The sequence below is a fragment of the Variovorax sp. CCNWLW225 genome, from assembly GCF_037204045.1.
Taxonomy (GTDB): domain Bacteria; phylum Pseudomonadota; class Gammaproteobacteria; order Burkholderiales; family Burkholderiaceae_C; genus Variovorax.
Map to the genome: position 1 here is coordinate 1 of NZ_JBBCBV010000020.1, position 13,716 is coordinate 13,716.

Below are 13,716 nucleotides of genomic sequence, written 5' to 3' on the forward strand. Positions count from 1 at the left end.
AAGGACAAGGAAATGGTCATGCCTGGCGACAACGTCAGCATCACCGTGAAGCTGATCAACCCGATCGCGATGGAAGAAGGCCTGCGCTTCGCCATCCGTGAAGGCGGCCGCACCGTGGGTTCGGGCGTCGTGGCAAAGATCCTCGACATCTAAGCCGGACGCAAAGGAATCACCATGGCTACCAAGCAAAAAATCCGCATCCGCCTGAAGGCATTCGATTACAAGCTGATCGACCAGTCGGCAGCCGAAATCGTCGATACCGCCAAGCGCACCGGCGCGATCGTCAAGGGTCCCGTGCCCCTGCCGACCCGCATGAAGCGTTTCGACATCCTGCGTTCGCCGCACGTCAACAAGACGTCGCGCGACCAGCTCGAGATCCGCACGCACCAGCGCCTGATGGACATCGTCGACCCCACCGACAAGACCGTGGACGCGCTGATGAAGCTCGACCTGCCGGCCGGCGTGGACGTCGAAATCAAGCTGCAATAAGCAATGCGGCCCCGTGCCGCATCTTGTGACAAAGCCCGGCTGCAGAAATGCAGTCGGGCTTTGTTTTTTGTCGCTCGGATGTGGCATCCTCACCGGGACGGTGGCCTCGTAAGTCGGGGCCTGACAGGCTGAAACGAGGCAGCAGAGCATGAGACACGGCAACTCTTTGGCGTCGGGCGTGATGGCATGTATCGCAGCGGCAGCGTTGCTGGTCGGCTGCGGTGGTGGCGGAGGCGGTGGAGGGGGCGGCGGGATTCCGTTCTTGCCTATCAGTCCCCCGTCGGCGGGCTCGGTCACGCTGAGCGGCAAGGCCACTTATGAATCCGTGCCGAACCCGAACGGCACCCTGGTCTATGCCAGCTCCGCACCAAGGCCCGTGCGCGGTGCCGTGGTGGAAGTGCTCAATGGGGATACTTCCGCGCAACTGGCCACGGCAACCACCGACGACAACGGTAACTATTCCGTGTCTGTTCCCGCGAACACGGCGGTTGCGGTGCGCGTCAAGGCGCAGTTGTCACGCAGCGGCCCGGGCCCGAGCTGGGACGTGACGGTACGGGACAACACCCGGTCCAATGCGCTGTACTCCATGCAGAGCCCGACATTTTCATCGGGCAGCGTGGCGCTGGTGCGCGACCTTCATGCGCCCTCGGGCTGGGGCGGTTCGAGCTACACCGAAGACCGGGTGGCGGCGCCTTTTGCCATCCTGGACACGGTCTACACCTCGATGCAGAAGGTGGTGTCGGTCGCGCCTGCGGCGGCTTTTCCAGCATTGCGCGTGTTCTGGAGCGCCAACAATGCGCCGTCGCCCGGCAGCGTTGCGGCGGGGCAGATCGGCACCACTTTCTTTGTCAGCAGGAACAGCGGGCGCGAAATTTACGTGCTCGGCAAGGAAGACGTGGACACCGACGAATACGACAACTCGGTGATCGCGCATGAATGGGGCCACTACTACCAATCGGCCTTCAGCCGCGACGATTCGATGGGCGGCCCCCACTCGCAGAGCCAACGCCTCGACCGCAGGCTTGCCTTTTCCGAGGGGTGGGGCAATGCCTGGTCGGGCATCGCGCTCGAGCGCCGGAACTATGTCGACTCGGGCGGCCCCCAGCAGTCGGCAGCGCAGTTCAGTAGCAACATCGACCTTGCCGCGGGTGCTGCAACGACGCCGGGCTGGTTCCGCGAGCCGTCGATCCAGTCGATTTTCTGGAATCTCAACCAGCAGGTCGGCTTCAAGCCCATCCACGACACGCTGACCAGCGCTCAGTTCAGGGGTGGCGCGGCGGTCACGTCGATTCATCCGTTCTCCGCCGCATTCAATGCGGCGGCACCGGCGAGCGCCGCATCGCTGGCCACGCTGCTCGCGGGGCAAGGTATCAACGCGGCCAACAACGACCCGTATGGAGGTGCAGAGACGAACGATGGCGGAATCCCGATCACGCTGCCCATGTACAGGCCCCTCGTGGTTGGCAGTCCGACGCAAGCTTGCGTTTCCAACACGGCCGGCAGCGACAACAAGCACGGCAGCTTTTCCTATCTTCGCTTCACCGCTCCCGCCAGCCGCAGCTACCAGATCGTCATCGACGGGGGGGCGCCCGGCGCCAGCCCCGATTTCGATATCTTCAGGGGCGGATTGATTGCCCGGGAAAGCAATACGGTCAGCCTGCCGTCCGGCGAGTACGTTCTTGCCGTGTCGGATCTCAACAATTCCGGAGCGCAGACATGCTTCAACGTCTCCGTCCAGTAGCAGGAAAGGCCGCCATGAACATCCGCTCGAATTCGGTGGCGGCCATTGCATGCCTCGCACTGGCCGCGCTGTCCGCGCCGGCTGCGGCAGATGGCGAGCCCGGAACGCGCAGCGCCAAGCCCAAGCATCCGGCCGCGGCGCAGCGCACCGCTCCCATGACGACGGCACCGCAAAAGCCCGGCAGCTCCGGGGTCAAGCTTCAATACCGTCTGGAGTCGACCCCGCAGTTGGGCCGCGCCACGACTGTGGTTCTGCAATTCGAGGGCGTGACTGCGGCGGAGGGCGCCACGGTCCGCCTGGTTGCCGACCGCGGTCTCACTCTTCAGGGGAGCAGCACGCTCGCGTTGCCCACGGGGAAGCGGGCCACGGCCACGGTCGCCGTGGTGAGCGAGGCCGAGGGCCTGGCCTACCTCAATGTGTTCATTACCCAGGACGGCGCCTCGAGCGCCGTCTCGATCCCCGTCCAGACCGGCACGGTGGCGCCAGCTCTCAAGTCCACCGGTGAAATGAAGTCCACGCCGGACGGCGACAGCATCATCACGATGCCTGTCAAATAAGCAAAAAGCGGCCTGAACCGGGGCAAAAAGCCCCATTGGACCGCCGTGCAACGCTGCTTGCACAGCGCCCGCATCGCGGGCTATAATCGCTGGCTCTGCCCTTGTTGCGTCCGTATGGATGCCGTGAGTGCGGAGATTTATCAACCTTCTTCCGCAAGCCGGGAAGCCTTCGGGCGATCGGCTAAACGCTGTTGCCAATTGAAGTGACAGCGGCGGAAGAGGATCCATTTTTGGAGAAAACAAATGAGTCTGAGCAACTCCCTCGGGTTGCTGGGCCGCAAGGTGGGGATGATGCGTCTCTTCACCGATGATGGGGACGCAGTTCCTGTCACGGTGGTGGATGTGTCCAACAACCGTGTGACCCAGATCAAGTCGCAAGAGACCGACGGCTACGTCGCGCTGCAAGTGACGTTCGGTTCGCGCAAGGCTTCGCGCGTGACCAAGCCCCAAGCCGGCCACCTCGCCAAGGCGGGTGTCGAAGCTGGTGAAATCATCCGCGAATTCCGCGTGACCGCCGATACCGCGGGTCAGCACAAGGCTGGTGGCGTCATTGCCGCGAGCAGCGTGTTCTCCGTGGGCCAGAAGGTCGACGTGCAAGGCACCTCGATCGGTAAGGGCTACGCCGGTACCATCAAGCGCCACAACATGAGCTCGCAACGCGCGTCGCACGGTAACAGCCGTTCGCACAACGTTCCCGGCTCGATCGGCATGGCACAAGACCCCGGTCGCGTGTTCCCCGGCAAGCGCATGACGGGCCACCTCGGCGACGTCACCAAGACGACGCAGAACCTCGATGTGTTCCGCATCGACGAAGCGCGTCAACTGCTGCTCATCAAGGGCGCGATCCCGGGCGCAAAGGGTGGCTTCGTCACCGTGCGTCCCGCCATCAAGGCCAAGCCGCAAGCGGCTGAAGGAGCGAAGTAATGCAACTCGAACTCCTGAACGAACAAGGCCAGGCCGCGTCGAAGTACGACGCCCCCGAGACCGTGTTCGGCCGTGACTACAACGAAGACCTGGTTCACCAGATCGTCGTTGCATTCCAGGCCAACGCCCGCCAAGGCACGCGCGCCCAGAAGGACCGCGAGCAGGTCAAGCACTCGACCAAGAAGCCTTTCAAGCAAAAGGGAACGGGCCGCGCCCGTGCCGGTATGACGTCCTCGCCGCTGTGGCGCGGGGGTGGCCGGATTTTCCCGAACATGCCTGACGAAAACTTCTCGCAGAAGATCAACAAGAAGATGTACCGCGCCGGCATGGCCGCCATCTTCTCGCAGCTCGCTCGCGAAGGCCGTCTGGCCGTGGTGGATTCGCTGACCGTGGATTCGCCCAAGACGAAGCCGCTGGCAGCCCGTTTCAAGGCAATGAATCTCGAGTCCGTGCTCGTGATCGCCGAAGAAGTCGACGAAAACCTGTACCTTGCCTCGCGCAATCTGGTGAACGTTCTCGTGGTCGAACCCCGCTACGCCGATCCGGTGTCGCTCGTTCACTACAAGAAGGTGCTGGTCACCAAGGGTGCCGTCGACAAGCTCAAGGAGATGTTCGCATGAGCCGCGTGAACCCTACCGCCGCTGAACGTACGTTCGAAGAAGGCCGCCTGATGGCGGTGCTGGTCGCCCCGATCGTGTCCGAAAAGGCCACGATGGTCGGCGAGAAGTCGAACGCTGTCACTTTCAAGGTGCTGCAAGACGCCACCAAGCCCGAGATCAAGGCCGCTGTCGAACTGATGTTCAAGGTCGAAGTCCAGGGCGTGTCGGTGCTCAACACCAAGGGCAAGACCAAGCGCTTTGGCAAGTCCATCGGCCGCCGCGACAACGTTCGCAAGGCCTATGTGACCCTGAAGCCCGGTCAAGAGCTCAACCTCGTCGGGGAAGGCGCTTAATCATGGCCGTCATCAAGATGAAACCCACTTCGCCGGGCCAACGCGGCGCGGTGAAGATTTCGCGGGACCACCTGTTCAAGGGTGCTCCTCACGCGCCTCTGCTGGAGCCCCAGTTCCAGAAGGCCGGCCGCAACAACAACGGCCACATCACGATCCGTCATCGTGGCGGCGGTGCCAAGCACCACTACCGCGTTGTCGACTTCGTGCGCAACAAGGACGGCATTCCGGCCAAGGTCGAACGCATCGAGTACGACCCGAACCGCACCGCCCACATTGCCCTGGTCTGCTACGCCGACGGCGAGCGCCGCTACATCATCGCCCCGCGCGGTCTTGAAGCCGGTGCAACGCTGCTGAGCGGTTCGGAAGCCCCGATCCGCGCAGGCAACACGCTGCCGATCCGCAACATTCCGGTCGGCTCGACGATCCACTGCATCGAACTGCAACCCGGCAAGGGTGCGCAGATCGCGCGCTCGGCCGGTACGTCGGCCACGCTGCTGGCTCGCGAAGGCGTCTACGCCCAGGTCCGCATGCGTTCGGGTGAGGTGCGCCGCATCCACATCGAATGCCGCGCCACCATTGGTGAAGTCGCAAACGAAGAGCACAGCCTGCGCCAACTCGGCAAGGCCGGTGTGAAGCGCCACATGGGTATTCGCCCGACCGTTCGCGGCGTGGTGATGAACCCGGTCGACCACCCGCACGGTGGTGGCGAAGGCAAGACCGGCGAAGGCCGCCATCCTGTCGACCCATGGGGCAACCTGACCAAGGGCTACCGTACCCGTAACAACAAGCGCACGCAGGTCTTCATCGTGTCGCGCCGCAAGAAGTAAGGGATAGCAAATGACTCGCTCTCTCAAAAAGGGTCCGTTTGTTGACCATCACCTCGTGGCCAAGGCCGACAAGGCAGTGACGACGAAGGACAAGAAGCCGATCAAGACCTGGTCGCGCCGCTCGATGGTTCTGCCCGAGTTCATCGGCCTGACCATTGCCGTGCACAACGGCAAGCAGCACGTGCCTGTCTACATTACCGATCAAATGGTCGGCCACAAGCTCGGCGAATTTGCGCTCACGCGCACGTTCAAGGGGCACCCCGCGGACAAGAAAGTCCAGAAGAAGTAAGGAACGACCATGTCTGAAACACGTGCAGTCCTCCGCGGTGTCCGCCTCTCGGTCGACAAGGGCCGTCTGGTCGCTGACCTGATCCGCGGCAAGAAGGTTGATCAAGCGCTCAACGTTCTGCAATTCACGCAGAAAAAAGCCGCTGTGATCATCAAGAAGGTGCTCGAGTCGGCAATTGCCAACGCCGAGCACAACGATGGCGCCGATATCGACGAACTGAAGGTCAAGACCATCTACGTCGAACAGGGCGCAACGCTCAAGCGCTTCACCGCGCGAGCCAAGGGTCGCGGTAACCGCATCAGCAAGCCCACGTGCCATGTGTACGTGACGGTTGGCAACTAAGAACGCCTGGAAGAAATATGGGACAGAAAATCCATCCGACCGGCTTCCGCCTTGCGGTTACCCGTAACTGGTCCAGCCGCTGGTACGCAAGCGACCGCGATTTCGCGGGCATGCTGGCCGAAGACATCAAGGTCCGCGAATACCTGAAGAAGAAGCTGAAGAACGCTTCGGTGTCGCGCGTCATGATCGAGCGTCCCGCCAAGAACGCACGCATCACGATCTACTCGGCTCGTCCGGGCGTCGTGATCGGCAAGAAGGGCGAAGACATCGAGAACCTCAAGCGCGAACTGGGCAAGCAGCTCGGCGTGCCGGTGGCAGTGAACATCGAAGAAGTGCGCAAGCCCGAAATCGATGCCCAGCTGATCGCCGACAGCATCACGCAGCAGCTCGAAAAGCGGATCATGTTCCGCCGCGCCATGAAGCGCGCCATGCAAAACGCCATGCGTCTGGGTGCTCAAGGCATCAAGATCATGTCGGCTGGCCGCCTGAACGGTATCGAAATCGCTCGTACCGAGTGGTATCGCGAAGGTCGCGTGCCCCTCCACACGCTGCGCGCCGACATCGACTACGGCACCTCGGAAGCCAAGACCACCTACGGCGTCATCGGCGTCAAAGTCTGGGTCTACAAGGGCGACACGCTGGGTCGTAACGACCTGCCGGCCGTCGAAACGCCGCGTCCCGACGAAGAGCGTCGCCCGCGTGGTCCCCGCCGTGATGGCCGCCCTGGTGGCGACCGTCCGGGTTCGGATCGTCGTGGTCCCGGCCCGCGCGCCGGTGCCCGTGGCCCGATCGGTGGCAACACCGCTCCGGCCGACGGCAGCGACAAGCCCGCAGAAGCTACTGGTGCAGCTCCCGCTGCTCCGGGTGCAGACTCGAAACCCGCCGTTAAGCGCGTCCGCAAAGCCGCGCCAGCTGCAGCAGCTGACGGTGCCAAGACCGAGTGATCGGTCTTAGAACTACGGAGTATTAAAAATGCTGCAACCTGCACGCAGAAAGTTCCGCAAGGAACAAAAGGGCCGCAACACCGGCATCGCAACCACGGGTAACTCGGTTGCGTTCGGTGACTTCGGTCTCAAATGCACCGACCGCGGCCGCCTCACGGCGCGCCAGATCGAAGCCGCTCGTCGCGCGATTTCGCGTCACGTGAAGCGCGGTGGCCGTATCTGGATCCGCGTGTTCCCGGACAAGCCGATCTCTACCAAGCCCGCCGAAGTGCGGATGGGTAACGGTAAGGGCAACCCCGAGTACTACGTCGCTGAAATCCAGCCTGGCAAGATCGTGTTCGAGATCGTCGGCGTGCCCGAAGAACTCGCCCGCGAAGCGTTCCGCCTGGCCGCCGCCAAGCTTCCGCTGCGTACGACGTTCGTCGCTCGCCAGCTCGGCGCCTGAGAGGAGAACATCCATGGCAACACGTAAGAAAAAAGAAACCGCGGCTCCGGCCAAGGTGACCAAGGCTGCAACGCTGCGCACGAAGGACGTCGCAGGCCTGCAAGCTGAAATCAAGGACCTGCAGAAGGCCCATTTCGGTCTGCGCATGCAGAAAGCCACGCAACAGCTGTCGAACACCTCGACGCTGCGCGTGACGCGCCGCGACATCGCGCGCGCCAAGACCATTCTTGCTCAGAAGCAGCAAGAAACCCAAGCCGCCAAGTAAGGAGTGAACATGACGGAAGCTAAAAAATCCCTCAAGCGCACCTTGATCGGCAAGGTGGTCAGCGACAAGCGTGCCAAGACCGTGACCGTGCTGGTCGAGCGCCGTGTGAAGCACGAGCTCTACGGCAAGATCGTGGCCAAGACGAGCAAGTACCACGCCCATGACGAAAAGGGCGAGTACAAGCTGGGCGACACCATCGAGATCACGGAAAGCCGTCCGATCTCGAAGACCAAGAACTGGGTCGTGACCCGCCTGGTCGAAAAGGCCGTGCTGGTCTGATCGCTGGTTGATCTGCATCGGGAAGCCTCGCAAAAGGCAACCCAACCCGAAACGGCCCACAATGTGGGCCGTTTTTCTTTTTCAGGAGCATCTAGATGATCAAAGTCGGCGACACCCTTCCTTCGGCAACCCTGCAGGAATATTCCGAGGTCGAGGGCGAAGGCTGCAGCATCGGCCCGAACCCGGTGGACGTGAGCAAGGCCACGGCTGGCAAGACCATTGCGCTGTTCGCGCTGCCGGGCGCCTTCACGCCCACCTGCTCGGCCAAGCACGTGCCCGGCTATGTGCAGCACTTCGACGACTTCAAGGCCGCTGGCGTGGATGAGATCTGGTGCGTGAGCGTGAACGACGCGTTCGTGATGGGCGCCTGGGCGCGCGACCAGAAGACCGGCACCAAGGTGCGCATGCTGGCCGACGGCAGCGCCGATTTCGCCAAGGCGACCGGCCTCACGCTCGACCTGACCGCCCGCGGCATGGGCCTGCGCAGCAACCGTTATTCGATGCTCGTGAAGGATGGCAAGGTCGCCGCGCTCAACGTCGAGGCACCGGGCAAGTTCGAGGTCAGCAACGCCGAGACGCTGCTGGCGCAAGCCCGCGGCTGAGTAGTTAGCTAGAGATCGACCTTGAGGTAGTGCGCGCCCGCAATCGGATTGTGATAGTAGGGCGGCACTTCCTCGAAGCCCAGGTCTTCATAGAGCGCGCGGGCCGATTCCATGTCGTCCAGCGTGTCGAGCAGCACGCAGGCATAACCCGCGCCGCGTGCTGCATCCAGGATGGCTTCGGCCAATTGGCGGCCGACACCCAGTCCGCGAAAGCCGGGCCGCACGAACAGGCGCTTCATTTCGGCGGCATTTGCGTAGTCGGTATTGTCGAGCGGGCGCAGGGCACAGCAGCCGGCCACGTGCGCCAGCGTTCCGTTGGGACGCATCAGGGTGGGCGCCTGTTGTCCCGCCGCTTCCTTGATGTGGGCCGCGTCGACCAGGGCCAGCAGCAGGGCACCGCGCGGCTCCGCGTAGTCGCCCGGAAGCGTGGCAACTTCTTCTTCGAAATTCTGGAAGCACAGGTCGATGCCCAGCGAAGCCGCGTAGTCGCGAAAGATCGCGCGTGCCGCATCGAGCTCATGGGCTTCGTCGGGCGCGAGGAGCACGACGGCCGGCGTGTCGGCCAGCGGCAGAGGGCGTGAAACCGAAAAGCTCATACGCGCAGCGACGCAACCCAATACGCCACGCCCGCGCACACCGCGAACAGAACCAGCGCGAGTCCGCGGGAGGCGGCGTCGTCCCGGCTGGGCGCAACCTGGCTGCCGGCCGGCCTGATCAGCTTGTCGCCCGAAACCATGGGCCGCACCAGTCGATGCCGCTTGACCAGCACATAGAACAGCACCGCCAGTACATGCAGGCTGACCAGCGCGATCACGATCGTTTTTCCCTGTGCCTTGTGCCAGCCGGTTGCAAGGCTCACCACCTCGCCTGACACAAAGCGCGTGAGCGGGCCCGCCGCGGAAATTTCATCGTCCGCCACCAGCCCGGTGGCAACCTGAAGGGCCAGCACCGCGAGAACGGCAAATACCGACAGGGCGCCAAGCGGCGTGTGGCCGATCACGTGGTCCGGATGAGCCCGCCCGCGCAGATAGGCGACGACGGAGCCCGGCCCGTAGAAGAACGAGGCAAAGCGCGACCAGCGTCCGCCCACGAAGCCCCACAGCAGGCGAAACAGCAGCAGCGCAAGCACCACGTACCCCAGGCGGAAGTGCCATTCCATGACGCCGCCAAGTCCGGTGCCGATCAGGCCGATGACTGCAACGCTCAACGCCCAGTGAAAAACACGCGTTGGCAGATCCCAGATGCGCGCCCGCACAGGGGTGTCGGGCGCTGCGGCACGCATGGCGGCCACGGAGGAGTCGGTCATCGAAGAGGAAAAGTGCGCAAAAACTGCGGAAGGCGCAGATTAGCAAAGTCTGGGCCGCCGCATGCATCGGGTTGTTGCTATGCAGGCCGCAAGGCCGCCCCTACACTCGGCGCGGCGCCGCTGTCGGCGGTGCCGAACCAACTACAAGGACCCCCGATGATTCGACTTGCTTCGTTTGCGCTGGCCGCTGTCTGCGCCGCGATTTCCCTGCCGGCCTCGGCCCAGTTCGCCAAGCCTGAGGACGCCATCAAGTACCGCCAGAGCGCGTTGTTCGTGATGGGCCAGCATTTCAGCCGCATCGGCGCCATGGCCAATGGGCGTGTTCCGTTCGACGCGGCGGCCGCAGCGGCCAATGCCGACGTCGTGGCCGAAATAGCCAAGCTGCCTTGGGCCGCATTTGGCGCCGGCACCGAGGGCGGCAAGAGCAAGCCCGAGGTCTGGAAGGAAACCGCCAAGTTCAAGGAACACCAGGACAAGATGGTTGCCGAAACCGGCAAACTGGCGGCCGCCGCCAAGGCCGGCAATATCGACGCGCTCAAGGCCCAGTTCGGTGCCACCGCCGGCAGCTGCAAGGCCTGCCACGACAGCTTCCGCAACCAGTGAGCTTCAAGCCTCCGCGAGCAGTTTCTCGATCAGCTTGTGGAGCTCGGCGAAATCGGGTTCGCCCACGTAGCGCTTCACGATTTCGCCCTTCTTGTTGACCAGGTAGGTGGTGGGCGTGAGCTTCACGTCCCCCCAGGCCTGCGCCACGCTGCCGGTGTTGTCGATGGCCACCTTGAACGGCAGCTTGCGCGTTTCGGCAAAATTGACGACGTAGCTCGGCGGGTCGTAGCTCATGGCCACGGCCAGCGTGTCATAACCCTTTGACTTGTACTTGTCGTAGGTCGCGATGACCTTCGGCATTTCAGCCACGCAGGTCACGCAACTGGTGGCCCAGAAGTTGACCAGGGTGACCTTGCCCTTCAGGTCGTCGGTGCTCTTCTTGCTGCCGTCGAGCAGCACGAAGGTCGATGCCGGCGCCGCCGTGGCGCCGGAGCCGAAGTACACGCCCACGCCGGCGGCCATTGCAAGGACGACTGCTGCGGCGGCGATGTATTTTTTCATGGCTACTGAAAGAGGAGGGCGGCGCGATTTTAGTTCCGCCGGGCCGATCGCGCTGGAGCCTGCCTCAAGCGGCTCGATAATCGCTCTCCGATGCCGTCGCCCGTTCTCCGCTCCTGGCCTGCGCTGTTCGCGGCCACCGCCGCCGTTGCGCTTGCCGCCTGCAGCCCGACCTTCAACTGGCGCGAGACGCCGATTGCCGACGCCGGTCTGGTCGCGCTGCTGCCCTGCAAGCCAGATCGCGCCCATCGCGCCTTGCCCCTTGGCGCCGAGTCCGTCCAGGTCGATATGGCGGGCTGCGAAGCGGGCGGCGCAACCTTTGCCATTGCCCATGCATCCGCCGGCAGTCCCGAGCAGGCCGAGACCTGGCTCACTGCATGGCGCGCGGCCACCCGGAGCCAGTTGGGCAATGCGCAGGTGACGGAAGCGCCGGCAACGCTGAAACGCGCCACCGCGTCGCCCGCACCGGTAAGGCTCGACGCCCAGCCCCCGCAGCAGGGCGCCGCACCCGTCCAGGTTCTCTGGTTTGCCCAATCGCAAAAAGACGGCCGTGTTTCGCTCTACCAGGCCACGGTGCTCGGGCGGCCCACCGCGCCCGACGCGGCCGCAACCTTCTTCGACGGCCTGCGTCTTCCGTGAACGCCGCGAGCTCCCTGAACGGCGGCCTGCTCGCCGGACGGCGGCGGATTGCCACCGTTTTCCTGGCCTTTGCCGTCGCCTACTTCTTTTCGACGCTGGTGCGTGCCATTACCGCCACGCTCTCGCCGACGCTCACTGCCGAGTTCGAACTCGAGGCGCGCGATCTCGGCCTGCTGGCCGGCGGCTACTTCCTGGGTTTTGCCTTCACGCAGCTTCCCATGGGCACCTGGCTCGACCGGCACGGCCCGAAGCGCGTGATCGTCTGCTTCCTGGCCGTCGCGGTCATCGGCTGCCTGCTGTTTTCCGCGGCGACCAATTTCCCGCTGCTGCTCGCCGCACGCGTGCTGACCGGTGTCGGCGTGAGCGCCTGCCTGATGGCGCCGCTCACCGGCTACCGCCGCTGGCTGACCCCGCCGATGCAGCTGCGCAGCAACTCGTGGATGCTGATGGTGGGCTCCTTCGGCCTCGTCGGCGCCACGCTTCCGGTGCAATGGCTGATGCCGCTGCTGGGATGGCGGCCGCTGTTCTGGCTGCTGGCGGCGGGCATCGTGGTGTCGATGGCGCTGATTGCCTGGGCTGCGCCTGCCTGGCAGGGCGAGAGCGCCGCCGATGCCCGCGAAGAGGGGGCCAAAGGCAGTGAATCGGCGCAAGGCGGATACGCCGCCGTGTGGCACGACCCGTTTTTCCGCAAGCTCGCGCCAGTCGGTTTCTTCAACTACGGCGGGTTCGTCGCCATGCAGACGCTGTGGGTGGTGCCCTGGCTCACCCGCGTGGCCGGCTACACGCCGCAAGAGGCGGCCGGCGCCCTGTTCTGGATCAGCATCGCGCTACTCGCCACCTACTGGCTCTGGGGCGTGACCAATCCAAGGCTCGTGCATCGCGGCATTCCGGCGACCCGGCTTTTGACTTGGGGCATGCCGCTCGCGATGCTCGCACTTGCTCTTGTTTTGATAGCTGGCCCCGCCGCGGGCACCGTCGCCTGGATCTGCTTCCTGTGCATTTCCACGGTGGTCACGCTGGCCCAGCCCGCCGTGGCCCTTGCCTTGCCTCCCGCCCTCGCGGGGCGTGCGCTGTCGGCCTACAACCTGGTGGTTTTTGCAGGTGTATTCGTCGTGCAGTGGGGCATCGGCTTGCTGATTGACCTGTTTGCCCGCGCCGGGCTCGACACCGTCGGCTCCTTCCGCGCGGCCTTGGCCGTTTTCCTGGTCTGCTGCGTTATGTCGTATACCTACTTCCTTTGGGCGCCCCCGCATAATCGGCGCGTAGTTCCCGGACCCGCATGAACAGCATTCTCATCATTGCCCACTCACCGTTCGCGCAGGCGCTGCGGCGGTGCGCGCTGCATGTGTTCCCCGATTGCGAGCAGGCAGTGGTTGCGCTCGACGTGCTGCCCAACGTGTCGCCCGAAGAAACGCTGGCCGCGGCCCGCATCACGCTCGAACAGCAGCTCAGCGCGCCTCGCTCGCAGGTGCTGGTGCTGGCCGACGTATTCGGCGCAACCCCTTGCAACGTGGCCCAGAAGCTGGTGGACGGCGTCCGCTCGCGGCTGGTGGCGGGCGTCAACCTGCCGATGCTGCTGCGGGCGGTAACCTATCGCCACGAGCCGCTCGAAACGCTGGTGCAGCGCGCCATCGCGGGCGGCACCGCCGGCGTCATGCAGGTGGCCGTGGCCGCACCCCAGAACCAGGCGAAGAGAAAGCACAGTGATCAAGAAATCCGTGACCATCAGCAATAAGCTGGGCTTGCATGCACGCGCATCCGCCAAGCTCACCAAACTCGCAGGCAGCTTTCCCTGCGAGGTGTGGCTCTCGCGCGGCGACCGCCGCATCAATGCCAAGAGCATCATGGGCGTCATGATGCTCGCCGCCGGGCTGGGCTCCACGGTCGAGCTCGAAACGAACGGCCAGCAGGAAGAAGAGGCGATGGACGCCATCGTTCAGCTGATGAACGACAAGTTCGGCGAAGGCGAGTGAATGTGGCCCCCACGCTCCGCACTGCGTGTCGTCGCTGCCCC

The 13,716-nt window shown here is 64.1% G+C and carries 22 protein-coding genes and 1 pseudogene; 20 read left to right on the plus strand and 3 right to left on the minus strand.

The window, feature by feature from the left end; all coding sequences use genetic code 11:
* The 15 genes and pseudogenes from tuf to V9L20_RS23275 form a co-directional block, all read left to right on the plus strand.
* Positions 1-153 (plus strand): annotated as a pseudogene (tuf, locus tag V9L20_RS23205) (elongation factor Tu); the annotation flags it as partial.
* Positions 154-174: 21 nt separating this feature from the next.
* Positions 175-489: a 30S ribosomal protein S10 gene (rpsJ, locus tag V9L20_RS23210; protein ID WP_007838118.1), complete on the plus strand. Its 315-nt coding sequence runs from the start codon at positions 175-177 to the stop codon at positions 487-489.
* Positions 490-751: 262 nt separating this feature from the next.
* Positions 752-2,230 (plus strand): carboxypeptidase-like regulatory domain-containing protein, encoded by a 1,479-nt coding sequence (locus V9L20_RS23215; protein WP_337298413.1) that lies wholly within the window; start codon positions 752-754, stop codon positions 2,228-2,230.
* Positions 2,206-2,787 carry a hypothetical protein gene (locus tag V9L20_RS23220; RefSeq protein ID WP_337298414.1) on the plus strand — a complete coding sequence of 194 codons (582 nt, stop codon included), beginning with the start codon at positions 2,206-2,208 and terminating at the stop codon, positions 2,785-2,787. The genes V9L20_RS23215 and V9L20_RS23220 overlap by 25 nt, the downstream gene beginning before the upstream one ends.
* A 243-nt stretch (positions 2,788-3,030) precedes the next feature.
* Positions 3,031-3,711, plus strand: a complete 681-nt coding sequence (rplC, locus tag V9L20_RS23225) for a 50S ribosomal protein L3 (protein WP_157616207.1) — start codon at positions 3,031-3,033, stop codon at positions 3,709-3,711.
* Positions 3,711-4,331 (plus strand): 50S ribosomal protein L4, encoded by a 621-nt coding sequence (rplD, locus tag V9L20_RS23230; protein ID WP_028259871.1) that lies wholly within the window; start codon positions 3,711-3,713, stop codon positions 4,329-4,331. The genes rplC and rplD overlap by 1 nt, the downstream gene beginning before the upstream one ends.
* On the plus strand, positions 4,328-4,663 hold the full coding sequence (gene rplW, locus V9L20_RS23235; protein ID WP_007838129.1) for a 50S ribosomal protein L23: 336 nt from the start codon (positions 4,328-4,330) through the stop codon (positions 4,661-4,663). The genes rplD and rplW overlap by 4 nt, the downstream gene beginning before the upstream one ends.
* Positions 4,664-4,665: 2 nt before the next feature.
* Complete coding sequence (gene rplB, locus V9L20_RS23240) at positions 4,666-5,490, plus strand: 50S ribosomal protein L2 (RefSeq protein ID WP_015867666.1); 825 nt, start codon at positions 4,666-4,668, stop codon at positions 5,488-5,490.
* A gap of 10 nt (positions 5,491-5,500) precedes the next feature.
* On the plus strand, positions 5,501-5,779 hold the full coding sequence (gene rpsS, locus V9L20_RS23245; RefSeq protein ID WP_007838132.1) for a 30S ribosomal protein S19: 279 nt from the start codon (positions 5,501-5,503) through the stop codon (positions 5,777-5,779).
* Between the two features lie 9 nt (positions 5,780-5,788).
* Positions 5,789-6,121 carry a 50S ribosomal protein L22 gene (gene rplV / locus V9L20_RS23250; RefSeq protein WP_007838134.1) on the plus strand — a complete coding sequence of 111 codons (333 nt, stop codon included), beginning with the start codon at positions 5,789-5,791 and terminating at the stop codon, positions 6,119-6,121.
* A gap of 17 nt (positions 6,122-6,138) precedes the next feature.
* Positions 6,139-7,065, plus strand: coding sequence for a 30S ribosomal protein S3 (gene rpsC / locus V9L20_RS23255; protein WP_028259872.1), 927 nt, complete (start codon positions 6,139-6,141; stop codon positions 7,063-7,065).
* 28 nt (positions 7,066-7,093) lie between these two features.
* Positions 7,094-7,510, plus strand: a complete 417-nt coding sequence (gene rplP, locus V9L20_RS23260) for a 50S ribosomal protein L16 (protein WP_007838137.1) — start codon at positions 7,094-7,096, stop codon at positions 7,508-7,510.
* Between the two features lie 55 nt (positions 7,511-7,565).
* Positions 7,566-7,775 (plus strand): 50S ribosomal protein L29, encoded by a 210-nt coding sequence (rpmC, locus tag V9L20_RS23265; RefSeq protein WP_026284221.1) that lies wholly within the window; start codon positions 7,566-7,568, stop codon positions 7,773-7,775.
* A gap of 9 nt (positions 7,776-7,784) precedes the next feature.
* On the plus strand, positions 7,785-8,054 hold the full coding sequence (rpsQ, locus tag V9L20_RS23270; protein WP_015867662.1) for a 30S ribosomal protein S17: 270 nt from the start codon (positions 7,785-7,787) through the stop codon (positions 8,052-8,054).
* A 95-nt stretch (positions 8,055-8,149) separates the two neighbouring features.
* Positions 8,150-8,656 (plus strand): peroxiredoxin, encoded by a 507-nt coding sequence (locus V9L20_RS23275; protein ID WP_126749144.1) that lies wholly within the window; start codon positions 8,150-8,152, stop codon positions 8,654-8,656.
* Positions 8,657-8,664: 8 nt separating this feature from the next.
* Here V9L20_RS23275 and V9L20_RS23280 read toward each other — a convergent pair whose 3' ends face one another.
* Together V9L20_RS23280 and V9L20_RS23285 are read right to left on the minus strand one after the other, a co-directional pair.
* The gene (locus V9L20_RS23280; protein WP_337298415.1) at positions 8,665-9,252 is read right to left on the minus strand and encodes a GNAT family N-acetyltransferase; all 588 of its coding nucleotides are present in this window, start codon (positions 9,250-9,252) and stop codon (positions 8,665-8,667) included.
* Entirely contained in the window at positions 9,249-9,962 is a 714-nt protein-coding gene (locus V9L20_RS23285) for a cytochrome b/b6 domain-containing protein (RefSeq protein ID WP_337298416.1), read from the minus strand. Before V9L20_RS23285 ends, V9L20_RS23280 begins: the two co-directional genes overlap by 4 nt.
* Before the next feature lie 156 nt (positions 9,963-10,118).
* Between V9L20_RS23285 and V9L20_RS23290 the strand changes: the two genes are divergently transcribed.
* Entirely contained in the window at positions 10,119-10,565 is a 447-nt protein-coding gene (locus V9L20_RS23290) for a c-type cytochrome (RefSeq protein ID WP_337298417.1), read from the plus strand.
* Between the two features lie 3 nt (positions 10,566-10,568).
* On the opposite strand, the gene V9L20_RS23295 is transcribed toward V9L20_RS23290, so the two are convergent.
* Positions 10,569-11,066, minus strand: a complete 498-nt coding sequence (locus V9L20_RS23295) for a TlpA disulfide reductase family protein (protein ID WP_281146695.1) — start codon at positions 11,064-11,066, stop codon at positions 10,569-10,571.
* 90 nt (positions 11,067-11,156) lie between these two features.
* On the opposite strand from V9L20_RS23295, the gene V9L20_RS23300 reads away from it, so the two are divergent.
* Genes V9L20_RS23300 through V9L20_RS23315 form a run of 4 tightly spaced genes read left to right on the plus strand, consistent with a single transcriptional unit; the run spans position 11,157 to position 13,675 of the window.
* Complete coding sequence (locus V9L20_RS23300; RefSeq protein ID WP_337298418.1) at positions 11,157-11,702, plus strand: hypothetical protein; 546 nt, start codon at positions 11,157-11,159, stop codon at positions 11,700-11,702.
* Between the two features lie 14 nt (positions 11,703-11,716).
* On the plus strand, positions 11,717-12,985 hold the full coding sequence (locus tag V9L20_RS23305; protein WP_337298459.1) for an MFS transporter: 1,269 nt from the start codon (positions 11,717-11,719) through the stop codon (positions 12,983-12,985).
* Positions 12,982-13,437, plus strand: coding sequence for a PTS sugar transporter subunit IIA (locus tag V9L20_RS23310; RefSeq protein WP_258502688.1), 456 nt, complete (start codon positions 12,982-12,984; stop codon positions 13,435-13,437). Before V9L20_RS23305 ends, V9L20_RS23310 begins: the two co-directional genes overlap by 4 nt.
* Positions 13,406-13,675 carry an HPr family phosphocarrier protein gene (locus V9L20_RS23315; protein ID WP_258502687.1) on the plus strand — a complete coding sequence of 90 codons (270 nt, stop codon included), beginning with the start codon at positions 13,406-13,408 and terminating at the stop codon, positions 13,673-13,675. Before V9L20_RS23310 ends, V9L20_RS23315 begins: the two co-directional genes overlap by 32 nt.
* Positions 13,676-13,716: the final 41 nt, after the last annotated feature.